Below are 22624 nucleotides of genomic sequence, written 5' to 3'. Positions count from 1 at the left end.
GCGGGGGACTCTTAAAGGGCGGAAGCGGAGGCGAGGTCCTGGCGCTCGAGGGCGAGCGGTGCGGGTCCGGTCAATTTTACCCGTTCATGGGCGCCCAGCGACAGGGTGGCGCCGAGCACGTTCGGGCGAATCGGCAGTTCGCCGGCATCCAGGTCCAGCAGGCAGACCAGGGTAACGCTGGCCGGGCGGCCGTAATCGAACAGTTCGTTGAGCGCCGCGCGGATGGTACGACCGCTCATCAGCACGTCATCCACCAGCACCAGGTGCTGGCCTTCGACCTCGAACGGCAACTCGGACGGGCGCACTTGCGGGTGCAGGCCGTTCTGGCTGAAGTCGTCGCGGTAGAACGACACGTCCAGGGTGCCCATGGGGCTGGTGTCGCCCATCGCTTCCTGCAGGGCCTGGGCAACCCAGACTCCGCCGGTGCGGATACCGATGTAACGGGGCTCGGTGATTGCCCGGCGCGCCAGGTGGGCACGAAGGTCGACAGCCATCTGCCGGATCAGCTCGGCGGGATTGGGTAGGCTCATTGCGGGCTCCTCGGAAGGGTGCGCCGGGTGGGCCCGGCGGCAAAGATGATCAGGTATTGGCCTCCAGCCAGCCTTGCAGCAACAAGGCAGCGGCAATGGCATCGACCGGGTTGTCGCGGTAGCTGCCACGCTGGCCGCCACGGGCCATGCGCTCGCCTTTGGCCTCGAAGGTGGTCAGGCGCTCGTCGTGCGTGTGCACGGGCAGGTTGAAGCGGCCGTTCAGGCGGCGGGCGAACTTTTCGGCACGGGCGCTCATTTCGCTGGGAGTGCCGTCCATGTTCAGCGGTAGGCCGACGACAATGGCATCTGGCTTCCATTCGGCAATCAGCTTTTCCACCTGGGCCCAGTCCGGTACGCCGTTCTGCGCCTTCAGGGTGCACAGTTCGCGGGCCTGGCCGGTAATCACCTGGCCGACGGCCACGCCGATCTGTTTGCTGCCATAGTCGAAGCCCAGCAGCAGGCGTAGCTCAGCCATCAGGCGTGGCCCGCCTGGCTGGTCAGCAGGTGCAGGTTGATCCCCAGGCTGGCGGCCGCAGCCTCCAGGCGCAGGTCGCTGGCCATGCCGAAGACAATATCCGGGTCGAACGGGCAGTTCAGCCAGGCGTTGTCTGCCAGCTCCGCTTCCAGTTGGCCCGCTTCCCAACCGGCATAGCCCAAGGTGATCAGGCTCTGCTTCGGGCCCACCCCGGCGGCGATAGCCAGCAATATGTCCTGTGACGTGGTCAGCGACAGCCCCTCCAGCGCCACGCTGGCCTGGAAACTGCACTCGCTGCTGTGCAACACGAAGCCGCGGTCGGTTTGTACCGGGCCACCCTGGTAGATCGGCACCTGCAAGGTGCTGGCCGGCGGCGTTTCGTCCGGGCGCAGTTGCTCGAGGATGTCGGCCAGGCTCAGTTCCTGTGGTCGGTTGACCACCAGGCCCATGGCGCCATGCTCATTGTGCTCGACGATGTACGTGAGGGTCTGGGCGAAGTTCGGATCGGCCATGTGTGGCATGGCGATCAGGAACTGGTGCTTGAGGTAGCTGGGTGCGAGGGTTTTCATGGGGATAGTGTGGCGCCAGGTGGCGAGACTGACAAGGTGCGGATTTGTGTCGTCTGGTTGGCGGTTGTCGTGAGGGTTTTGGTGTCTTCGAGATCGAGCGCCGCCCGCGCGGCGCATCGCGAGCTGCGCTCGCTCCTACGTTTGTTTCTGGCCAGTAACGCCAGTGACAGGCGCGCGCGACCACCTGGTCCGTACCACACGATATCGCGTCATGCGCCAAGGCGTACGCGCGCAAATCCCACAGGAATGACTGGCCCGAAACAAACGTAGGAGCGAGCGCAGCTCGCGATGCGCCGCGCGGGCGGCGCTCGGTCTCCCAGGCGACGCACCTCTACCGCCATACAGGCGGCGCTCGATCTCCCAGGCGACGCATCTCTACCGCCATACCCTCAAGGCCACACCGCCTGGCATGACGTTGCGCAATGGCTGGGTGTGTTTGCCGTGGGTTTTATGGGGTGGCAGAAATCGAGCGCCGCCCGCGCGGCGCATCGCGAGCTGCGCTCGCTCCTACGTTTGTTTCTGGCCAGTAACGCCTGTGACAGGCGCGCGCGACCGCCTTGTTTGTACGACGCGATATCGCGTCATGCGCCAAGGCGTACGCGCGCAAATCCCCCAGAAATAATTGGCCCGAAACAAACGTAGGAGCGAGCGTAGCTCGCGATGCGCCGCGCGGGCGGCGCTCGATCTTCCAGGCGACGCACCTCTACCGCCATACAGGCGGCGCTCGATCTTCCAGGCGACGCATCTCTACCGCCATACCCTCAAGGCCACACCGCCTGGCATGACGTTGCGCAATGGCCGGGTGTGTTTGCCGTGGGTTTTAGGGGGTGGCAGAAATCGAGCGCCGCCCGCGCGGCGCATCGCGAGCTGCGCTCGCTCCTACGTTTGTTTCTGGCCAGTAACGCCTGCGACAGGCGCGCGCGACCGCCTTGTTTGTACGACGCAATATCGCGCCAAGCGCCAAGGCGCCCGCGCGCAAATCCCCCCCAGAAATAATTGGCCCGAAACAAACGTAGGAGCGAGCATAGCTCGCGATGCCTCAGTTACTGGACAAACGGTCCCCACGGGCGAAGCGCCAGGTGCGGATGATCTCCAGCCGGTCAAACTCGGCCAGATCCCCGGTAAACGGTGCAAATGGCGCCGCCAGCCGCACGATGCGCTGCGCAGCCTGGTCCAGCACTGGCTGCCCGGATGATTCCAGCACCAGCACCTCGTACAGCGAGCCATCGCGGTTGATCGACACCATCATGCGCAAGTTGCCGTAGATCTGCTGCCGGCGCGCTTCGTCGGGATAGTTCAGGTTGCCCACGCGCTCGACCTTCTTGCGCCACTCTTCCTTGTACCAGGCGCCCTTGTCGCGCATGGTCGACGCGGCGTTCAGGCGATGGATGCGCGGGCGCTTGGCGTACATCTGCTGCTCGTTGGACAGCTCCGCCTCCAGGCTGGCGATCTGGCTGGACAGCTGCGAGCTGTCGAAGTCCGGTGCCGGTGCGGCTGGCTTGGGCTGTGCTTTGCTTTCCTTGGGTTTGGGTTCGACCTTGTGCGGCTTGGGCGCCGTAGTCACCACCGCCGACTTTTTCGGGGTAGGGGGTGGAACCACCTCGGGCCTGGCCGCAGGCGGTGGGGTGATCTTGTTGATCTTGCTGTCCTGGAAAGGCGCCAGTTCGGTGGTCTTGGGCACCGCTTTCTTGTCCAGGGTGCCGCTGCCTTGCTGGTTGTCCTGGGCCTGGAAGTCAGCCTTCTCGGGCGGCTTCTCGCTCTTGAAGGTGGCCAGGGTGATGTCCATGGTGTGGCGGATTTCGGCAGGCTTGACCACGGTGAAACCCACGCCGAGTATCAGCGCCAGGTGCACCAGCGCAGCCAGGAACAGGGTGAAGCCGAGCCGGTCCGCAGGGCGAACACGGGGAGGCAGCAGGTCGGCAGGGACGTCAGCGGGCAGCGTCATCAGGTATCCAGCAACCGCAGGGCGGGGCAGCAGCTCAGTCGAATAGGACCGGCATCATACCCCACTCTACGGCTTTACTTCGCGTTGGCTGTCAGCGTGCCTTGAGCTTGCGATCAATGGCATCCATCAGCTTGCCACCGATATCGGTGTTGTAGGCGGCATCGATTTCGCGAATACAGGTGGGGCTGGTGACGTTGATTTCGGTGAGGTAGTCGCCGATCACGTCCAGGCCAACGAACAGCAGGCCCTTCTCGCGCAGCGTCGGGCCGACCTGGGCGGCGATCCAGCGGTCGCGCTCGGTCAGTGGGCGGGCTTCGCCACGCCCGCCAGCGGCCAGGTTGCCACGGGTTTCGCCGCTGGCCGGAATACGTGCCAGGCAATAGTCCACTGGCTCGCCGTCGATCATCAGGATGCGCTTGTCGCCGTCCTTGATTGCCGGCAGGTAGGCCTGGGCCATGATTTGCTGGGTGCCCAGCGCGGTCAGGGTTTCCAGGATCACCGACAGGTTGGGGTCGCCCGCCCGGTGACGGAAGATCGACGTACCGCCCATGCCATCCAGTGGCTTGAGGATCACGTCTGGATGCGTGGCAGCGAATTCGCGAATGATGTCCGGGCGGCGGCTGACCAAGGTTGGGGTGGTGCATTGCGGGAACAGCGTGGCGAACATTTTTTCGTTGCAGTCGCGCAGGCTTTGCGGGCGGTTTACCACCAGTACGCCTTCGGCCTCGGCTTGCTCCAGCAGGTAAGTGCTATAGACAAACTCCATGTCGAAGGGCGGGTCCTTGCGCATCAGGATCACGTCCAGCTCGGCCAGCGGGCTGTCCTGCTCCTCGCCCAGTTCGAACCAGCGTGCCGGGTCGGCAAACACGTTCAGCGGGCGCATGCGGGCGCGGGCCTTGCCTTCGCCCTGATACAGGTCTTGCTGTTCCATGTAGAACAGGCTCCAGCCGCGTGCCTGGGCGGCCAGCAGCATGGCCAGCGAGCTGTCCTTCTTGTAGGAGATGGACGCGATGGGGTCCATGACAATGCCGAGGCGAACGCTCATGGGGGGTCCTCTTGGCGGCAGGTGGCCGCGGTGGATCGAAAGAAAAGTGGCTCAGGGTGGCGCCGCGAACGCCGCCGGTCAAGGGGCGCGGCAGATGGAATGGCCACCCGGAGTATGCTAAAAATGCAGCTGCAAGCCTTGAGCTACAAGCCTCAAGAAAAGAGCATCCATGCGCCGAGCTGCTTTCTTGCAGCTTGCCGCTTGCAACTTGCGGCTTCAATCCTACTGGTAGGCATCTATGGAACAACCCCTGAAGGTGATGGTGATCGACGATTCCCGCACGATCCGCCGCACCGCGCAGATGCTGCTCGGTGAAGCGGGTTGCGAGGTGATCACTGCCAGCGATGGCTTCGATGCCCTGGCCAAGATCGTCGACCATCAGCCCAGCATCATTTTCGTCGATGTGCTGATGCCACGCCTGGACGGCTACCAGACCTGCGCGGTAATCAAGCACAACAGTGCCTTCAAGGATACCCCGGTTATCCTGCTGTCGTCGCGCGATGGCCTGTTCGACAAGGCCCGCGGCCGGGTGGTCGGTTCCGATCAGTTCCTGACCAAGCCGTTCAGCAAGGAAGAACTGCTCGACGCGATCCGCGCCCATGTGCCCGGGTTTGCCGCACCTCAACAACACGTACCCTGACCGAGCCCCGCCATGGCGCGGTCCTACTTTCCTGATGGGGAAACAGCATGGCCCGAGTTCTGATTGTCGACGACTCGCCGACAGAGATGTACAGATTGACCGAATGGCTGGAAAAGCACGGCTACCAGGTGCTCAAGGCCAGCAACGGTGCCGACGGCGTGGCTCTGGCCCGGCAGGACAAGCCCGACGCGGTGCTGATGGACATCGTCATGCCTGGCATGAACGGCTTCCAGGCCACCCGCCAGCTCAGCAAGGACCCGGAAACCAGCGCTATTCCAGTGATCGTGGTAACCACCAAGGACCAGGAAACCGACCGTATCTGGGCCACGCGCCAGGGTGCCCGTGACTTCCTGACCAAACCGGTGGAAGAGGAAGCGCTGATCGCCAAGCTCAAAGAAGTGCTGGGGGCTTGACCACCCGCCCGCAAGGCGCGTCGCTGACCGCCTTTGAGTTGTTGCTGGACATCGACCGGCGCTGCCGCCTGCTGGTCGCCGATCAGCCGCTGCAGGACAACCGCGTGCAGCAGTGGAGCGGCATTGGCTTTAGCATTGCCGGGCAGTGGTTCGTCGCGCCCATGGGCGAAGTGGCCGAGGTGCTGCGCGAACCACGTAGTAGCCGCGTACCCGGCGTGCAGCCATGGGTATGTGGGGTAGCCAACCTGCGTGGCCGGCTGTTGCCGGTAATGGACTTGAGCTGCTTCTTCGGCCTGGGCCACGCCGCACCGGGCAAGCAGCGGCGAGTGCTGGTGCTGGATCACGACGACCTGTTCGTCGGCTTGCTGGTCGACGAGGTGCTGGGCCTTCAGCACTTTGCCCTCGACAGCCTGCAGCTGTCGCCGCCGCAGCCTCTGATCGCTGCCGCTGCACGCTTTGTGCAGGGGTATTTTCCGCGTGAACGTAACTGGGCGATCTTCAGCCCCTTTGCCCTGGCCCAGGCGCCGGGCTTTCTCGATGTGGCGTTATAGGACCTGCGAACGTGAACAAGCCTGCCACCCCCGTCACTGCCACCACCGTGAGCCCACGTACCCGCAGCATCGCGCAGATCACCGTGCTGTTCCTGATACTGATCCTCTCGATCATCTTGCTATTCGCAAACTTTGCTTACCTCAATACCCAATCCAACTACGACAAGCAGTACATCGGCCATGCCGGCGAGCTGCGCGTGCTGTCGCAGCGTATCGCCAAGAACGCCACCGAGGCGGCCACCGGCAAGGCCTTGGCCTTCAAGCTGCTGTCGGATGCGCGCAATGATTTCGAGCAGCGCTGGGGCTACCTGCGCCAAGGGGACAAGTCCACTGGCCTGCCGCCTGCGCCGCCTTCGGTGCGTGACGAGATGGAATCGGTACGCCGCGACTGGGAAAACCTGCGCAAGAACACCGACATCATCCTGGCCAGCGAGCAGACCGTGCTGTCGCTGCATCAGGTGGCAGCGACCCTGGCCGAGACCGTGCCGCAGTTACAGGTGGAATATGAAAAAGTGGTCGAGATCCTGCTGCAGAGCGGTGCCCCGGCCAGTCAGGTTGCAGTGGCTCAGCGCCAACTGTTGCTGGCCGAACGTATTCTTGGCTCGGTCAACACCGTCCTGGCCGGTGACGACAGCGCCGCCCAGGCGGCCGATGCCTTCGGCCGTGACGCCGGGCGCTTTGGCCAGGTGCTGGAGGGCATGCTCAATGGCAATGCGACGATCCAGGTAACCCGTGTAGAAGACGCCGACGCCCGCGCACGGCTGGCCGAAATCGCCGAGTTGTTCCAGTTCGTTGCCGGTTCGGTGGACGAAATCCTCGAAACCTCGCCCGAACTGTTCCGTGTGCGTGAGGCTGCGGGCAACATCTTCAGCCTGTCGCAAACCTTGCTCGACGAAGCTTCACACCTGGCGAACGGTTTCGAGAACCTGGCCGGCGGTCGCACCCTCGACACCGTTGGCGGCTATGTCTTGGGCCTGCTGGCGCTGGCCTCGATCATCCTTATCGGCCTGGTCATGGTGCGTACCACCAACCGCCAACTGCGCGAGACCGCAGAAAAGAACGAACGTAACCAGCAGGCCATCATGCGCCTGCTCGACGAAATCGAAGAGCTGGCAGATGGCGACCTGACGGTGACAGTATCGGTGACTGAAGACTTCACCGGCGCCATTGCCGACTCGATCAACTATTCCGTGGACCAGTTGCGCGATCTGGTCGCCACCATCAACCACAGTGCAGTGCAGGTCGCGGCCGCCGTGCAGGACACGCAGAACACCGCGCGGCAACTGGCCAAGGCCTCCGAGCACCAGGCCGCACAGATCAGCGAGGCGTCCGAGGCGGTGGGTGACATGGTTGAGTCGATTGACCGGGTTTCGGCGCATGCTTACGAATCGGCCAAAGTGGCCGAGCGTTCGGTGGCCATCGCCAACAAAGGCAATGAGGTGGTGCACAACACCATCAACGGCATGGACAACATTCGCGAGCAGATCCAGGACACCGCCAAACGGATCAAGCGCCTTGGCGAATCCTCTCAGGAAATCGGCGACATCGTCAGCCTGATCGACGACATTGCCGATCAGACCAACATTCTTGCCCTGAACGCTGCCATCCAGGCTTCGTTGGCCGGGGAAGCCGGCCGTGGGTTTGCCGTGGTTGCCGACGAGGTGCAGCGCCTGGCTGAGCGCTCATCGTCTGCCACCCGCCAGATCGAGGCGCTGGTGCGTACCATTCAGGCCGATACCAACGAAGCGGTGATCTCCATGGAGCAAACCACCGCCGAAGTGGTGCGTGGCGCACGCCTGGCCCAGGATGCCGGGGTGGCGCTGGCCGAGATCGAAGGGGTGTCGCAGAACCTCGCCGACCTTATCCACAGCATCTCCGACGCTGCCCAGTTGCAGACCTCGTCCGCCGGGCAGATCTCCCACACCATGGCAGTGATTCAGCAGATCACCGCGCAAACCTCCGCCGGCTCCGGCGCCACCGCCGACAGCATCCGCCACTTGGCCCGCATGGCGAGCGAGATGCGCCGTTCGGTGTCCGGATTCACCCTGCCGCCACCTACCGAGCCGCGTTGAGGAATAGTGACCATGGCGTCTGCAGTAAGCCCCGAGCGTCACGAAACAGTGGCGCTGGCCTGGACCAAGGCCGCCATTCTCGATTGCCTGGGTCAGGCACGGCAGGCGCTGGAGCGCTTTGCTGGCGAGACGGACGACCTTTCGATGATGGCTTTCGTGGTCGACAACCTGCATCAGGTGCACGGCTGCCTGCGCATGCTCGAACTGCGCGGCGCCACGCGCCTGGCCGAGGAGCTGGAGCTGTTCGCCAAGGCGTTGGCCGACGGCCAGGTCAGCCCCCGGGGTGATTGCCTGGGGGCGTTGTTCCGCGGCCTGGAGCAGTTGCCCTCGTATCTTGAGCGATTACGCGGTGCCCGCCACGACCTGCCGCTGGTGATGCTGCCGTTGCTCAACCAGCTGCGTGCCTGCCGTGGCGAGGAACCGCTGGCCCAGGCCAGCCTGATGACCGGTGCCGCCCAACGCTTTGCAGGTGACGATGACCTTGCCAACCTCGACCTGTCGCTGGGCAACTGGCGTGATCAGTTGCAGGCCGGGTCGGGGCGCGATGCGCTGCGTTCGGTGGTGACTGCACTGTGCGATGACTTGATGCGCATCAAGGAGCGCCTGGACCAGTACGGGCGCGGGGACCGTCAGCACCGCGAGCAGCTCGATGCACTACTGGCACCGTTGCGCCACGTGGCTGACACCTTGGCGGTATTGGGCTTTCAGCAACCGCGGCGGGTGATCATCGATCAGGTGCTGGCATTGCAGGCATTGGCTCAGGGCGAGCGGGCGGTGGACGACGCGGTGTTGATGGATGTGGCGGGGGCTTTGCTGTACGTGGAGGCCTCCCTGAACGGCATGGTCGGCCCTTTGGAGGAAAACGGCCAAGGCAGCCTGCCGGGCTCGGACCTGGCCGAGATACGCCAGCTGGTGCTGAATGAATCGCTGAACGTGCTGCAGCAGGCCAAGGATCTGATCGGCGATTACCTGGAGTCCGACTGGCCCCGGCAACGCCTGCAGCCCTTGCCGGGGCTGTTGCAGCAGATCCGCGGGGCACTGGCCATGTTGATGCTGCCGGCCGTGGCCGAGCTGTTTGTCGGCTGCGCAAGCTATGTGCAGCGTTGGCTGCAGCACCTGGACGAAGAGCCGCCGATTGATGAGCTGACGCACTTGGCCGAGGCACTGAGCGCTGCCGAATGCTACCTGCAATGGCGGGCGGCCGACCCGCTGGCCGATGGCCAGCCCTTTATCGAGATGGCGCGGGCCAGCCTGGCGGCGCTGGGTGTGCAGTGCGCGGTGGTCGGTGCCAGCCCAGACCAGGACGGCAGTGGCGATGGTATCGATGACGAGCTTCGCGAAGTGTTCCTTGAAGAAGCGGGCGAGCTGCTGCCGGAAATCGAGCGCCATTGGCTGCGCTGGCGTGCCGACAACCAGCAGCGCGAAGCGCTGGGCGAAGTGCGTCGCGCGCTGCACACGCTCAAAGGCAGTGGCCGCATGGTGCATGCAGAGGCGGTGGCTGAACTGGCCTGGGGCGCCGAGCACCTGCTGAACCGGGTGCTGGAGGGCCGCAGCGTACTCAGCCCGGAAGGGGTTGTAGCGCTGCAGCAGGTGTTCGTTCACTTGCCTGACCTGATGGCCGACTTTGCTGCCGGCCAGCTGCCGCAACTGACTGAAATCGAGCAATTGGCCGGGCACTTGCACAGCTTGGCCGAAAACGATGCCCCGGCGGCTGCCGGTGTCGATGGCCTCGATCCGCAGTTGCTGGGCATTTTTCGCACCGAGGCGCAGGGTCATCTGGCCAATCTTGAGGTTTATCTGCAAAGCGCCGGCGGCCACGACACGCCGGTCAGCGATGACTTGCAGCGTGCCTTGCACACGCTCAAAGGCAGTGCCGCCATGGCCGGGGTGATGCCGGTCGCAGAACTGGCCACTGCCTTCGACCGCCTGGCCCGTGAGTACAAGGGGCATCAACTGCCACTGCAAATGGCCGAGATGGAGTGGCTGGAAGCTGCGCGCTCGTTGTTCCATCTGGGTTTGGCGCAACTCGATAGCACACCGCTGGCCGCCATCCCCGGCGCTGCGGAACTGATCGAACAGGTCGGCCAGGCAGTGGACGGCCGCCTGGCCAGCCTGCATGAAGACCCGCACCATGCCGGCCGGCGCAAGCATGATCCGCAGTTGGTCGCCAGCTTCCTGGCGCAGGCCATGGACATTCTGCTCGATGCAGAGACGTTGTTGTCGCGTTGGCAGCAACAGCCTGCCCAGCGTGACGCACTGGATAATCTGCTCGACCAGATGACCACCCTGGGGCACGCCGCGCATCTGGCCGACCTGTGGCAGATGGATGAAGTGTGCGAGGCGTTGCTGGACCTGTATGGCGCTGTGGAGGAGGGCAGCCTGCCTGCCGATGCCCGCTTCTTCAGCCAGGCGCAGCGGGCCCAGGAGACCCTGCTGGACATGCTCGACGAAGTGGCCGCCGGGCAGGATATTCCGCCGCGCCCGGAGCTGGTCGACAGCCTGCGCAACTTGCTGGACCAGGCCCTGGCGCCGGATGCCACCGGCCTGGTGGGCATCGATACGGTCACACCACTGCACCCGGACATGGACCTGTCCGACACCTTGGGGTTGCCGCACCCGCCGTTGCAACCGGAGGTGGCCGAGCCGCTTGCCGAGAAACCGGAAAGCCCCGGCGAAGAGCTGCTGGAAGTGTTTCTGGAAGAAAGCTCGGACATCGTCGAAAGCGCCGCGGCGGCCTTGGCACGCTGGCAGGCCGACCCGCGCAGCAGCGTAGAGGTGGACAACCTGATGCGCGACCTGCATACCCTCAAGGGTGTGGCGCGTATGGTCGAAATTACCCCGATCGGTGACCTGGCCCACGAACTGGAGTTTCTCTACGAGCTGTTGGCTGCCGGCAGATTGCCGCCAAGCGCGCCACTGTTCGCCCTGCTGCAGAACTGCCACGACCGTCTGGCGCATATGCTTGACGCTGTGCGCCTGGGGCAGCCGCTGCATGCCGCTACAGCGCTGATCGACTACATTCGCAACTTCAGCAGTGCGGCACTGACCGACAGTGCCGCGGGCCAGGGGCCGCCAGAAGCTGCAACCGCCGAAGCACCGGCAGCAGCGCCAGAGCGGGCACCAGGTGACATGGTCAAGGTCGACGCCGAGCTGCTCGACGACCTGGGTAACCTGGCCGGCGAGCACTCGATCATTCGTGGGCGCATCGAGCAGCAGGTCAACGACGCGCAGTTCGCCCTCAACGAGATGGAAACCACACTTGAGCGCATGCGTGATCAGTTGCTGCGTCTGGATGTGGAGACCCAGGGGCGAATCTCCAGCCGGCAGCAGTTCGAAGGCGATGCCTATGACGACTTCGACCCTCTGGAAATGGACCGCCACTCCCAGCTGCAGCAGCTGTCACGGGCCCTCTTCGAGTCTGCCTCGGACCTGCTCGATCTGAAGGAAACCCTGGCTCAGCGTGCTCAGGAGGCGTACAGCCTGCTGCAACAGCAGGCGCGGGTGAACAGCCAGTTGCAGGAGGGCCTGACCGCCACCCTGATGGTGCCGTTCGAACGCCTGGTGCCGCGCTTGCAGCGCGTGGTGCGTCAGGTGGCCAGCGAGCTGGGCAAGCAGGTGGAGTTGGTGGTTGGCAATGCCGAGGGTGAACTGGACCGCAGCGTACTGGAACGTATGGTGGCGCCGCTGGAGCATATGCTGCGCAACGCCGTTGACCACGGGCTGGAAAGCCGCGCAATGCGCCTGGCCGCCGGCAAGCCGGAGCAGGGCACCATTCACCTGAATTTGCTGCATGAGGGCGCCGATATCGTCATCGAAATGACGGATGATGGTGCCGGCGTGCCACTGGAAGCGGTGCGGCACAAGGCCATCAAGCGCGGCCTGCTGGACCCGCAGGCACAGTTGAGTGACCACGAGATCCTGCAGTTCATCCTGCGGCCAGGCTTTTCCACCGCCGAAAAGATCACCCAGATTTCCGGGCGCGGGCTGGGCATGGATGTGGTGCACGAGGAGGTCAAGCAACTGGGTGGCTCGATGAGTATCGAGTCGGCGCAGGGCAAGGGGGCGCGCTTCCTGATCCGCCTGCCGTTCACCGTGTCGATCAACCGTGCGCTGATGGTGCACCTGGGCGAAGAGCAATACGCCATTCCGCTCAATACCATTGAGGGCATCGTCCGCGTGCCACCTGCCGAGCTTGCGGCGTGCTACCAGCTGGACTCGCCCCGCTATGTGTATGCCGGTCACGAATACGAGCTGCGCTACCTGGGCGAGTTGCTGCAAGGCCTGCCGCGCCCGGCGCTGCTGGGGCAGAGCGTACCGTTGCCGGTGCTGCTGGTGCATTCCAAGGAGCAGTCGTTCGCCATTCAGGCCGACAGCCTGTCGCCCAGCCGCGAGATCGTGGTGAAAAGCCTGGGGCCGCAGTTTGCTGCGGTTGCCGGGCTATCGGGGGCGACATTGCTAGGCGATGGCCGGGTGGTACTGATTCTTGACCTGCTGGGCCAACTGCGCGGCCAGCAGCGACGGCTGGCCCGCCTGCCCGGTGGCGGCAGCCAACGCCAGTTGCTTGGCCCGGCACCGCGCCGTCCCTTGCTGGTGATGGTGGTGGACGATTCGGTAACCGTACGCAAAGTCACCAGCCGCCTGCTGGAGCGCCACGGCATGAGCGTGCTCACGGCCAAGGATGGCGTCGATGCCATGGCCCTGCTGGAAGAGCACCGACCCGACGTGTTGTTGCTGGATATCGAGATGCCGCGCATGGACGGCTTTGAGGTGGCCACACGTATCCGCCGTGACGCGCGGCTCAAAGACTTGCCGATCATCATGATCACCTCGCGCACCGGGCAGAAGCACCGGGACCGCGCCATGGCCATCGGCGTCAACGAATACCTGGGCAAGCCGTACCAGGAATCGCTGCTGTTGCAGAGCATCGCACATTGGAGCCAGGCCCATGCTTGAACTGATTTCCGGCCAGCGCAGCAGCCTGACCGGGCTGTTGCTGCCGTTGGGGGACCGCACGCTGGTGTTGCCCAACGTGGCGGTGGCCGAGCTGAGCGGGCAACGTAACCTGGTGTGCCAGCATGGCGACCCCGCCTGGCACCTGGGGTGGATCGATTGGCGTCAGCAACGCCTGCCGCTGATCGGTTTCGAGGCCGCGTGCGGTGGTGAGACGCCGTGCGGGGAGCGGGCTCGCGTGGTGGTGCTCAATGCCTTGGGCGATACCGGTTTGCGGTACCTGGCGCTGTTGCTGCAGGGCATTCCGCGCTCGTGCAAGCTCGACAGCCAGCTGAACTATGTGGATGTGGCGCTGGGCAGGCTGGAGCTGGCGGCGGTGCAGGTGGGTGAGCAGGTGGCGCGGGTGCCGGACCTGGTCGCATTGGAAAGGCTGGTGCGTGACGCGGATCTGCAACCTGATCTTGAGTAGGATGTGAGGCACAGGGCCTCTTCGCGGGTAAACCCGCTCCTACAATGGCTGCGCTCCGTTGTAGGAGCGGGTTTACCCGCGAAGGGATCATCAGCATCACTTCAGGAACCCAGCCCACCTCAGGAGGTCTGTGTTTGCATGTATTACGGTGAACGCTTCAACGCCTGGACCCACTTGGTCGGTGCCGTCCTCGCTGCTATTGGTGCCATCTGGCTGATCGTGGTCGCGGGCATGCAAGGCGACCCGTGGAAGATCGTCAGTTTCTCCATCTACGGCGGCACGCTGCTGTTGCTGTACAGCATTTCCACCCTGTACCACAGCACCCGTGGGCGGGCGAAAGTGATCATGCGCAAGCTCGACCATCTGTCGATCTATCTGCTGATTGCCGGCAGCTACACGCCGTTTTGCCTGGTCAGCCTGCGCGGCCCTTGGGGATGGAGCCTGTTCGGCGTGGTCTGGGGGCTGGCGATCATCGGCATGTTGCAAGAGATCAAGCCGCGCTCCGAGGCACGGATCCTGTCGATCATCATCTATGCGGTAATGGGCTGGATCGTGCTGGTGGCCGTCAAACCACTGCTGAATTCGCTGGGCACTGCCGGCTTCGCCTGGCTGGCTGCCGGCGGCGTGTTCTACACCGTCGGCATCATCTTCTTCGCCTTCGACAGCCGCTTCCGCCACTGGCATGGCATCTGGCACCTGTTCGTGATCGCTGGCAGCCTGATGCACTTCGTGGCGGTGTCGCTCTACGTACGCTAATTAAAAATCGCCCCACAACTGCTGTGCCACCGACAGCGCCACCACTGGCGCGGTCTCGGTGCGCAGCACGCGTGGGCCAAGGCGGGCTGCGTGGAAGCCGGCGGCTTTGGCCTGCTCCACTTCGGCCTCGCTAAGGCCGCCTTCGGGGCCGATCACGAAGGCCAGGGTTGCGGGCTTTTCATGGCTGGTGAGCGGCTCGGCCACCGGGTGCAGGACCAGCTTCAGGTCAGCCTTGGTGCTGCTCAACCATTCGGCCAGGGGCACGGGTGGGTGGATGACGGGCAAGGTAGAACGCCCGCATTGTTCACAGGCGCTGATCGCCACTTGGCGCCAGTGGGCCAGGCGCTTGTCGGCGCGTTCGTCTTTCAGGCGCACTTCGCAGCGTTCGCTGACGATCGGCGTGATTTCATTGGCGCCAAGCTCGGTGGCCTTCTGGATCGCCCAGTCCATGCGCTCGCCACGGGAAAGGCCCTGGCCCAGGTGCACATGCAGCGGTGAATCGGCCTGGCCGGCAAAGGCCTGGTCAAGGCTGACGCGGACAGTTTTCTTGCCCACCTCAAGCAACTGACCACGGAATTCCTGGCCGCTGCCATCGAACAGCTGCACGGCGTCGCCGGGAGCCATGCGCAGCACGCGGCCAATGTAGTGGGCCTGGGCCTCGGGCAGGTCGTGCTCGCCAAGGCTCAGGGGGGCGTCGATGAAGAAGCGGGACAGTCTCATGGGTTTGCTCGGTAAATAGAGAGACACAGATCCCTGTGGGAGCGGGCGTGCCCGCGAATCAGGCGCCGCGGTGCCTGGCAAGGGCTTCGCCTTTGTTCGCGGGCTCGCCCGCTCCCACAGGAAAAGTGATGTGGCGAATTGCCAGGCCTAGCCCGGGTCGCGGAAGTCGGGGTGGAAGTTGGCCGGCACTGCGACACTGATGCTGTCGCGGGTGGCGATGTCGATGCCTTCGCTGGCCACCTCAGCGAGGAAGTCGATCTGCTCGGGGGTGATCACATACGGCGGCAGGAAGTACACCACGCTGCCCAGCGGTCGCAGCAGGGCGCCGCGGGTCAGGGCGTGCTCGAACACCTTCAGGCCACGCCGCTGCTGCCAGGGATAGGCAACCTTGCCTGCCTTGTCCTGAACCATTTCGATGGCCAGGGCCATGCCGGTCTGGCGAATTTCGGCAACATGAGCATGGTCGGCCAAATGTGCAGTGGCTGTGGCCATGCGCGTGGCCAGGGCCTTGTTGGCCTCGATCACATTGTCCTGTTCGAAGATATCCAGGGTCGCCAGCGCCGCAGCGCAAGCCAGCGGGTTGCCGGTGTAGCTGTGCGAGTGCAGGAATGCGCGCAGTGTCGGGTAATCGTCGTAGAACGCCTGGTACACCTTGTCGGTGGTCAGGCAGGCGGCCAGCGGCAGGTAGCCACCGGTCAGGGCCTTGGACAGGCACAGGAAATCCGGGCGGATGCCGGCTTGCTCGCAGGCGAACATCGTGCCGGTGCGGCCAAAACCCACGGCGATCTCGTCGTGGATCAGGTGCACGTCGTAGCGGTCGCAGGCCTCGCGCAACAGCTTGAGGTACACCGGGTGGTACATGCGCATGCCACCGGCACCCTGTATCAGCGGCTCGACGATCACGGCGCTGATCGAGGTGTGGTGTTCGGCCAGGGTCTGCTCCATGGCCTGGAACATGTTGCGCGAGTGCTCCTCCCAGCTCATGCCCTCGGGGCGCAGGTAGCAGTCAGGGCTGGGCACCTTGAGAGTGTCGAGCAGCAACGCCTTGTAGGTTTCGGTGAACAGCGGCACATCACCCACCGACATGGCGGCAATGGTTTCGCCGTGGTAGCTGTTGGTCAGGGTGACGAAGCGCTTCTTGTCCGGTTTGCCGATGTTCTGCCAGTAGTGGAAGCTCATCTTCAGCGCCACTTCGATGCATGACGAGCCATTGTCGGCATAGAACACCCGGTCGAGACCGGCCGGGGTCATGGCGACCAGGCGCTCGGACAGCTCGATCACGGGCTGATGACTGAAGCCGGCCAGGATCACGTGTTCGAGCTGGTCGACCTGGTCCTTGATGCGTTGGTTGATGCGCGGGTTGGCATGGCCGAACACGTTGACCCACCAGCTGCTCACCGCATCCAGGTAGCGTTTGCCCTCGAAGTCTTCCAGCCACACGCCTTCGCCGCGCTTGATCGGAATCAGCGGCAGCTGCTCGTGGTCTTTCATCTGGGTACAGGGGTGCCACAGGACCTTGAGGTCGCGTTGCATCCACTGATCATTGAGGCCCATGGGCACTTCTCCTGGCTTTGCGGCGTGATTCGACCGCGTAAGCCTAAGCAATGCCGCAGGGCAGGACAACCGCTGCCGTTCAATGGCGGTGGGTGCCGGTCCATTCCAGCTTGCGGATATGCACGGTGCCCGCGTGCGAGGTGGAGATGGTCAGGCGCCGAAAGGGGCCGTCAATCACCTGGTAGTAGGGGTGCGTAGCTATCGGGCCCGGGCGAGAGTCCCGGAAGCCGCTACCTTCGAGGGTGAGCCAGTAGAAAATGCGAGGGGATGGCGCAACCAGGTCATAGTCGATGTTCTCGGCATCGAACAACATGTGCAGGTCTTCGCCTAGAAAGTCGCTGACTACGTAGTATTCCAGCCGCAGGGAGTCGACCTCTTGAGCGAACGCAATCGAAATTTCGCTGTGTTCACCAATCACCAGCTCGGTACCGTCCTCGCCCTTGAAGGCTTCGTGAAAGCCGATCCAGGACGTGCTGCTGGAGTGGAAGCTCAGGCCTGAGGCTGTGCGAAGTGTCTGCCTGTGTAACAGAAGCTGCCGCTCCACTTGGTTGAAACGCTCCTCGAAGATCATGCGCACCCCCCCTGGCGGGCGTTTGGCCATCTTCGCCAGCTTCGCCTACCACCCTGTGACATGGCTACTGGCAAAAATGTCAGTTGCCAAAAGGACTTGATGTCACTGCGCTGGCAGGGTGGTCGGACCTGACGTATTCTTAACGCATCTTCTTGGGGCATTCCTGCCTCTCCCCGTTTCTGTAACCCCTGACTCGGAGTCCGCCGACATGGCTGCTGCTTGGGTGCGTCTGTGCGCGTTGGTATTGATTGGTGTGTCCAGCGGCGCTGCGCTGGCAAAAGACAAGACGCCCACGGCAATTGTCGTGGGGGGGGGCCTGGCAGGCCTGACTGCAGCCTACGAGCTGCAGAACAAAGGTTGGCAGGTGACCCTGCTGGAGGCCAAGGCGGGCATGGGTGGGCGTTCGGGCCTGGCCACCAGCGAGTGGATCGGCAACGCCAAGGCACAGCCGGTGCTTAACCAGTACCTCAACCGTTTCAAGCTTGAAACACTGCCGGCGCCGGAGTTTGTGCGTACCCCCGGTTACCTGATCGACGGTGAGTACTTCAGTGCCAGCGACCTGGCCACCAAGCAACCGGCCACTGCCGAGGCGCTCAAGCGTTACGAGAAAACCCTCGATGACCTGGCCCGCTCGATTGATGACCCGCTGAACCCGCAGGCAACCAGCACGCTGTTCGCCCTGGACCAGATCAACGTCTCTACCTGGCTGAACAAGCTGCAACTGCCGGCCACCGCACGTCAGTTGATCAATCAGCAGATCCGCACCCGTTACGATGAGCCGTCGCGCCTGTCGCTGCTGTACTTCGCCCAGCAGAACCGCGTGTACCGCGGCGTCAGCGACCGCGACCTGCGCGCCGCGCGGCTGCCCGGTGGCAGCCCGGTGCTGGCCCAGGCTTTCGTCAAGCAGCTGAAAACCATCAAGACCAGATCGCCGGTTACCGCCATTGTCCAGGACAAGGATGGGGTCACGGTAAAAGTCGGCAGCGTCGGTTACAAGGCAGATTATCTGGTCATGGCCGTGCCTTTGCGCGCGCTGGCCAGGATCCAGATGACCCCTGGCCTGGACAGCCAACATCTGGCGGCGCTCAAGGGCACCAACTACGGTTGGCGCGACCAGATCATGCTCAAGTTCAAGAAACCCGTATGGGAAAGCCGTGCACGCATGTCGGGCGAAATCTTCAGTAACGCCGGCCTCGGCATGCTGTGGGTCGAGCCGGCGCTCAAGGGTGGTGCCAACGTGGTGATCAACCTGTCCGGCGACAACGCTCGCCTGCTGCAGGCCTTTGGTGACAAGCAGATGGTCGACCAGGTGCTGATCCGTCTGCATGCGTTCTACCCACAGGCCCGTGGTGCTTTCACCGGTTACGAGGTCAAGCGATACAGTGCTGATGTGGGCACTGGTGGTGCCTACCTGGCCTACGGCCCGGGGCAGATCAGCAAATACTGGCGCCTTTGGGAACGCCCGGTGCAACGCATTACCTTTGCCGGTGAGCACACTGATGCCCTGTACCCCGGCACCTTGGAAGGCGCCTTGCGCAGTGGCCAGCGTGCGGCCGGCCAGGTTCAGGACCTGTTGGCCGGCAAGTCGTTCGACCCGGCCAAGGTTGCGCCGGTTGCTGCGACGGCAGGTGCGGCGGCCGCCAAGGAGAGCAAAGGAGGGTTCTTCTCCAATATGTTCGGCGGTTCGTCCGACAAGGGCGACAAGGCTGACAAGGCGCCGGTCAAAGCTGAGCCGAAGCCGTCCGAGGAAGCCAAGCAGGACAAGCCTGGCTTCTTCAAGCGCTTGTTTGGTGGAGCGGACACGCCCGAGGTGAAGGCTGCATCCAATACCCAGGCCAAGGCTGGCTGATTGATCGACAGTGCCGGCCTGTTGGCAGCCTGAGGGCCGGCACTGTAACTCTCACTCTCCGACTATCGTTAATGTTTTCTTAATGGTGAGCCAACAGAATAAATATCGGATTACTCGATAATCCGAAGCAATTTTTTCCGCTTTTCTTCGATAAGTTTCGCGTTAGTCTGTGCACAGCTTTCACGGGGAAACACGCAACATGCAACTGCGCAATTCACCTTCTCGCTACGGCGTGGTCAGCATCATCCTGCACTGGGGCGTGGCACTGGCAGTCTTCGGCCTGTTCGGCCTGGGCCTGTGGATGGTCGGCCTCGATTACTACAGCCCTTGGCGCAAGGCCGGCCCGGACCTGCACAAGAGCATCGGCCTGGTGCTGCTGGCGGTGATGCTGCTGCGGATGCTATGGCGTTTCATCAGCCCGCCACCACCGGCTCCGGTCAATCATGGTGCGCTCACGCGCCTGGCGGCCAAGATGGGCCATCTTGTCCTGTACTTTGGGCTGTTTGCAGTGATGGTTGCCGGTTACCTGATTTCCACTGCCGACGGCGTCGGCATTCCGGTGTTTGGCCTGTTCGAAGTGCCGGCATTGATCAGCGACCTGCCCGACCAGGCAGATGTGGCGGGTGTGGTTCATTTGTGGCTGGCTTGGGGGCTGGTGATTTTTGCCGTGCTGCATGCCCTTGCCGCGCTCAAGCACCATTTCATCGACCGTGACGCGACCCTGACTCGCATGCTGGGCCGCAAAGCTTGACTCTCAACCTCAATTACACAGGAAGGAACAGGATGTTGAAAAAGACTTTTGCCGCTCTGGCGCTCGGTACCGCTCTGCTCTCTGCTGGCCAGGCCATGGCTGCCGAGTACAAGATCGACAAGGAAGGCCAGCACGCGTTCGTTGACTGGAAAATCAGCCACCTGGGCTACAGCTTCATCCACGGTACCTTCAAGGATTTCGACGGCAACTTCAGCTGGGACAGCGCCAAGCCTGAAGCCAGCAAGATTAGTGTCGACTTGAAAACCGCCAGCCTGTGGTCGAACCACGCCGAGCGTGACAAGCACATCGCCAGCGCCGACTTCCTCGATGTGAAGAAGTACCCGGACGCCAAGTTCGTCTCCACCAGCGTCAAGTCGACTGGCGACAAGACTGCTGACGTGACTGGCGACCTGACCATGCACGGTGTCACCAAACCGGTGACATTCAAGGCTACCTTCAACGGTGAAGGCAAGGACCCATGGGGTGGTGAGCGCGCTGGCTTCAATGCCACCACCACGCTGAACCTGAACGATTTTGGCATCAAAGGCCCGGGTGCTACGTCGCAGACCCTGGACCTGGATATCAGTGTTGAAGGTGTGAAGCAGAAGTAATTTCTGCCAGCTGAAGACCGAGGGGGCCGCTTTGCGGCCCTATCACGACATAAGGCCGCTCCTGCAGAGATCAAGAAATCCTCTACAGGAGCGGCCTTATGTCGTGATAGGGCTGCGAAGCAGCCCCCTCGGTATTTCTATCAGCCCTTGCGGGTCAGCAGCGCCGGGCGCTCGCCGCGTGGGCGGCTTGGCAGGTCATCCAGTTGTTCAGGCGTCGGGAAGCGGTCCAGCTTGGACTCCTTGCGAATGATCACAGGCTGTTTTTCCGGCTGACGCGGGTTGCGCACGGCCGGCTCTTGCCGGGCAGCATCGTCACGCGCAGGGCGACCACGGCCACCGCCGCCATCACGACGGCTACCGCCACCGTTGTTGGCGCGGGGCGGGCGTTTTTCTCCGCCGGCACCGCCACCACTGCGTGGCTGGCCGCCATTGCGGGCTTGGCCCTGGCCGCCAGCGTTGCTGCGTTGGCCATTCCCTTGCCCCTGACCTTGGCCAGCACCACCTGGGCGACGGTTGCGGCTCTGGTTCTTGCCCTGGTACGGGCTGACATAGTCGGCGCGGTTACCGAAGTTGTCGAGTTCGTCGTCCAGGAATTCTTCCGGGTCGCGGTCTGCCGGCGGCTTCGGCACGCTGCTATTGCTGGCCTGCTGCTGGCGTGGCTTCTTGTCACGCGGCTTGCGCGGTTGCTGCTGCTTGTCGCCGCTCCTTTCCTTGTCTTCCGGCTTGGCCGCAGCTTGCTGCCTGGCTTTGCCTTTATCCTTGCCTTTGTCCTTGCGGCCGCCGTTGGTGTCTTTACCACCTTCGCCACGGGCTTGCTGGTTGCGGCCACCGCGACCGTTGTTCTGCGGGCGCTCGCGTGCTTCGGGCTTCTCGGCTTCTACCTGGCTGGCGTCGAAGCCCATCAGGTCGCCATCCGCGATGCGCTGCTTGGTCACCCGTTCGATGCTCTTGAGCAGCTTCTCTTCATCTGGCGCGACCAGGGAAATTGCTTCGCCCGAACGACCGGCACGGCCGGTACGGCCAATGCGGTGGACGTAGTCTTCCTCGACATTCGGCAGCTCGAAGTTGACAACGTGGGGTAACTGGTCGATGTCCAGGCCACGGGCAGCAATGTCGGTGGCGACCAGTACGCGCACGCTGTTGGCCTTGAAGTCGGCCAAAGCCTTGGTGCGGGCGTTCTGGCTTTTGTTGCCGTGGATCGCGGCGGCGGTCAGGCCTTGCTTTTCCAGGTACTCGGCCAGGCGGTTGGCGCCATGCTTGGTTCGGGTGAACACCAGCACCTGTTCCCAGGCGCCCAGGGTGATCAAGTGCGCCAGCAGGGCACGCTTGTGGCTGGCTGGCAGGCGATACACCCGCTGCTCGATACGCTCGACGGTGGTGTTCGGCGGGGTGACCTCAATGCGCTCCGGGTTGTGCAGGAGCTTGTCGGCGAGGTCGGTGATGTCCTTGGAGAAGGTGGCCGAGAAGAGCAGGTTCTGGCGCTTGGCCGGCAGGCGGGCGAGGACCTTCTTGACGTCGTGGATGAAGCCCATGTCGAGCATGCGATCGGCTTCATCCAGTACCAGGATTTCCACGTGGGCCAGGTCGACCTTGCCTTGGCCGGCGAGGTCGAGCAGGCGGCCTGGGCAGGCGACCAGCACATCAACGCCTTTGGCAATGGCCTGAATCTGCGGGTTCATGCCAACGCCGCCAAAGATGCAGGCGCTGACCAGTGGCAGGTCACGGGCATAGACCTTGAAACTGTCATGCACCTGGGCTGCCAGTTCGCGGGTCGGTGTCAGGACCAGAACGCGAGGCTGGCGCGGGCCGTGGCGTTGCGATTTGTCGGGATGGCCGGCCGGGAACAGGCGCTCGAGAATCGGCAGGGCGAAGCCGCCGGTTTTACCCGTCCCTGTCTGTGCGGCAACCATCAGGTCGCGGCCTTGCAACACGGCGGGAATTGCCCGCTGTTGCACGGGGGTCGGCTGGGTGTAGCCCGCAGCCTCGATAGCGCGGACAAGAGCCTCGGAGAGACCGAGGGAAGCAAAGGACATGGGCGATCCTGTTCTCGTGTGGGCTGGGCCCGTTGGGATGTTCTGCCTGGCGCGACGGGCATCGGTGAGATGCGATCGCGTCCGGTCCAGCTGGGCTTTCACTGCACATCCGGGAAACGG

At 63.5% G+C, this 22624-nt stretch carries 18 protein-coding genes and 1 pseudogene; 10 read left to right on the top strand and 9 right to left on the bottom strand.

Annotated elements, in window-relative coordinates:
- Positions 1 to 11: 11 nt before the first annotated feature.
- The 5 genes from pyrR to gshB form a co-directional block, all read right to left on the bottom strand.
- The gene (gene pyrR / locus GST84_24320; protein ID XGB15298.1) at positions 12 to 530 is read right to left on the bottom strand and encodes a bifunctional pyr operon transcriptional regulator/uracil phosphoribosyltransferase PyrR; all 519 of its coding nucleotides are present in this window, start codon (positions 528 to 530) and stop codon (positions 12 to 14) included.
- A gap of 49 nt (positions 531 to 579) precedes the next feature.
- On the bottom strand, positions 580 to 1005 hold the full coding sequence (ruvX, locus tag GST84_24315) for a Holliday junction resolvase RuvX (GenBank protein ID XGB15297.1): 426 nt from the start codon (positions 1003 to 1005) through the stop codon (positions 580 to 582).
- Positions 1005 to 1574: a YqgE/AlgH family protein gene (locus GST84_24310; GenBank protein ID XGB15296.1), complete on the bottom strand. Its 570-nt coding sequence runs from the start codon at positions 1572 to 1574 to the stop codon at positions 1005 to 1007. The genes ruvX and GST84_24310 overlap by 1 nt, the downstream gene beginning before the upstream one ends.
- 1039 nt (positions 1575 to 2613) lie before the next feature.
- Complete coding sequence (locus tag GST84_24305; protein XGB15295.1) at positions 2614 to 3519, bottom strand: TonB family protein; 906 nt, start codon at positions 3517 to 3519, stop codon at positions 2614 to 2616.
- Between the two features lie 91 nt (positions 3520 to 3610).
- The gene (gene gshB / locus GST84_24300; GenBank protein ID XGB15294.1) at positions 3611 to 4564 is read right to left on the bottom strand and encodes a glutathione synthase; all 954 of its coding nucleotides are present in this window, start codon (positions 4562 to 4564) and stop codon (positions 3611 to 3613) included.
- A gap of 238 nt (positions 4565 to 4802) precedes the next feature.
- Here gshB and GST84_24295 point away from each other — a divergent pair, with 238 nt between their 5' ends.
- The 7 genes from GST84_24295 (at position 4803) to GST84_24265 (ending at position 14415) form a co-directional block, all read left to right on the top strand.
- Positions 4803 to 5204 (top strand): response regulator, encoded by a 402-nt coding sequence (locus GST84_24295; protein XGB15293.1) that lies wholly within the window; start codon positions 4803 to 4805, stop codon positions 5202 to 5204.
- Positions 5205 to 5251: 47 nt separating this feature from the next.
- Positions 5252 to 5617, top strand: coding sequence for a response regulator (locus GST84_24290; GenBank protein ID XGB15292.1), 366 nt, complete (start codon positions 5252 to 5254; stop codon positions 5615 to 5617).
- The gene (locus tag GST84_24285) at positions 5614 to 6168 is read left to right on the top strand and encodes a chemotaxis protein CheW (protein XGB15291.1); all 555 of its coding nucleotides are present in this window, start codon (positions 5614 to 5616) and stop codon (positions 6166 to 6168) included. The genes GST84_24290 and GST84_24285 overlap by 4 nt, the downstream gene beginning before the upstream one ends.
- Positions 6169 to 6179: 11 nt before the next feature.
- Positions 6180 to 8240, top strand: coding sequence for a chemotaxis protein (locus tag GST84_24280; GenBank protein XGB15290.1), 2061 nt, complete (start codon positions 6180 to 6182; stop codon positions 8238 to 8240).
- 12 nt (positions 8241 to 8252) lie between these two features.
- Positions 8253 to 13193: a response regulator gene (locus tag GST84_24275; protein XGB15289.1), complete on the top strand. Its 4941-nt coding sequence runs from the start codon at positions 8253 to 8255 to the stop codon at positions 13191 to 13193.
- Complete coding sequence (locus GST84_24270) at positions 13186 to 13659, top strand: chemotaxis protein CheW (protein XGB15288.1); 474 nt, start codon at positions 13186 to 13188, stop codon at positions 13657 to 13659. Before GST84_24275 ends, GST84_24270 begins: the two co-directional genes overlap by 8 nt.
- Positions 13660 to 13797: 138 nt before the next feature.
- A complete protein-coding gene (locus tag GST84_24265; protein XGB15287.1) occupies positions 13798 to 14415 on the top strand; it encodes a hemolysin III family protein in 618 nt (205 codons plus the stop codon).
- On the opposite strand, the gene GST84_24260 is transcribed toward GST84_24265, so the two are convergent.
- From GST84_24260 to GST84_24250, 3 genes are all read right to left on the bottom strand, one after another.
- Entirely contained in the window at positions 14416 to 15135 is a 720-nt protein-coding gene (locus GST84_24260) for a 16S rRNA (uracil(1498)-N(3))-methyltransferase (GenBank protein XGB15286.1), read from the bottom strand.
- A 147-nt stretch (positions 15136 to 15282) separates the two neighbouring features.
- A complete protein-coding gene (locus tag GST84_24255) occupies positions 15283 to 16689 on the bottom strand; it encodes an adenosylmethionine--8-amino-7-oxononanoate transaminase (protein XGB15285.1) in 1407 nt (468 codons plus the stop codon).
- A 79-nt stretch (positions 16690 to 16768) separates the two neighbouring features.
- Positions 16769 to 17260 (bottom strand): hypothetical protein, encoded by a 492-nt coding sequence (locus GST84_24250; protein XGB15831.1) that lies wholly within the window; start codon positions 17258 to 17260, stop codon positions 16769 to 16771.
- Positions 17261 to 17468: 208 nt separating this feature from the next.
- On the opposite strand from GST84_24250, the pseudogene GST84_24245 reads away from it, so the two are divergent.
- From GST84_24245 to GST84_24235, 3 genes and pseudogenes are all read left to right on the top strand, one after another.
- Positions 17469 to 19079 (top strand): annotated as a pseudogene (locus GST84_24245) (FAD-dependent oxidoreductase).
- Between the two features lie 229 nt (positions 19080 to 19308).
- On the top strand, positions 19309 to 19860 hold the full coding sequence (locus GST84_24240) for a cytochrome b (GenBank protein ID XGB15284.1): 552 nt from the start codon (positions 19309 to 19311) through the stop codon (positions 19858 to 19860).
- 32 nt (positions 19861 to 19892) lie between these two features.
- A complete protein-coding gene (locus tag GST84_24235) occupies positions 19893 to 20471 on the top strand; it encodes a YceI family protein (protein XGB15283.1) in 579 nt (192 codons plus the stop codon).
- A gap of 140 nt (positions 20472 to 20611) precedes the next feature.
- Here the strand turns inward: GST84_24235 and GST84_24230 are convergent, their stop codons facing one another.
- A complete protein-coding gene (locus tag GST84_24230) occupies positions 20612 to 22504 on the bottom strand; it encodes a DEAD/DEAH box helicase (GenBank protein ID XGB15282.1) in 1893 nt (630 codons plus the stop codon).
- Positions 22505 to 22624: the final 120 nt, after the last annotated feature.

Source organism: Pseudomonas putida (assembly GCA_041879295.1).
GTDB lineage: Bacteria > Pseudomonadota > Gammaproteobacteria > Pseudomonadales > Pseudomonadaceae > Aquipseudomonas > Aquipseudomonas putida_Y.
This window is presented reverse-complemented; position numbering and strand designations above follow the sequence as displayed.

What these genes read in the sequence shown, in the direction of transcription:
- pyrR (XGB15298.1), bottom strand. Translation starts at nt 530, where the DNA reads ATGAGCCTACCCAATCCCGCCGAGCTGATCCGGCAGATGGCTGTCGAC.
- ruvX (XGB15297.1), bottom strand. Translation starts at nt 1,005, where the DNA reads ATGGCTGAGCTACGCCTGCTGCTGGGCTTCGACTATGGCAGCAAACAG.
- GST84_24310 (XGB15296.1), bottom strand. Translation starts at nt 1,574, where the DNA reads ATGAAAACCCTCGCACCCAGCTACCTCAAGCACCAGTTCCTGATCGCC.
- GST84_24305 (XGB15295.1), bottom strand. Translation starts at nt 3,519, where the DNA reads ATGACGCTGCCCGCTGACGTCCCTGCCGACCTGCTGCCTCCCCGTGTT.
- gshB (XGB15294.1), bottom strand. Translation starts at nt 4,564, where the DNA reads ATGAGCGTTCGCCTCGGCATTGTCATGGACCCCATCGCGTCCATCTCC.
- GST84_24295 (XGB15293.1), top strand. Translation starts at nt 4,803, where the DNA reads ATGGAACAACCCCTGAAGGTGATGGTGATCGACGATTCCCGCACGATC.
- GST84_24290 (XGB15292.1), top strand. Translation starts at nt 5,252, where the DNA reads ATGGCCCGAGTTCTGATTGTCGACGACTCGCCGACAGAGATGTACAGA.
- GST84_24275 (XGB15289.1), top strand. Translation starts at nt 8,253, where the DNA reads ATGGCGTCTGCAGTAAGCCCCGAGCGTCACGAAACAGTGGCGCTGGCC.
- GST84_24270 (XGB15288.1), top strand. Translation starts at nt 13,186, where the DNA reads ATGCTTGAACTGATTTCCGGCCAGCGCAGCAGCCTGACCGGGCTGTTG.
- GST84_24265 (XGB15287.1), top strand. Translation starts at nt 13,798, where the DNA reads ATGTATTACGGTGAACGCTTCAACGCCTGGACCCACTTGGTCGGTGCC.
- GST84_24260 (XGB15286.1), bottom strand. Translation starts at nt 15,135, where the DNA reads ATGAGACTGTCCCGCTTCTTCATCGACGCCCCCCTGAGCCTTGGCGAG.
- GST84_24255 (XGB15285.1), bottom strand. Translation starts at nt 16,689, where the DNA reads ATGGGCCTCAATGATCAGTGGATGCAACGCGACCTCAAGGTCCTGTGG.
- GST84_24250 (XGB15831.1), bottom strand. Translation starts at nt 17,260, where the DNA reads ATGATCTTCGAGGAGCGTTTCAACCAAGTGGAGCGGCAGCTTCTGTTA.
- GST84_24240 (XGB15284.1), top strand. Translation starts at nt 19,309, where the DNA reads ATGCAACTGCGCAATTCACCTTCTCGCTACGGCGTGGTCAGCATCATC.
- GST84_24235 (XGB15283.1), top strand. Translation starts at nt 19,893, where the DNA reads ATGTTGAAAAAGACTTTTGCCGCTCTGGCGCTCGGTACCGCTCTGCTC.
- GST84_24230 (XGB15282.1), bottom strand. Translation starts at nt 22,504, where the DNA reads ATGTCCTTTGCTTCCCTCGGTCTCTCCGAGGCTCTTGTCCGCGCTATC.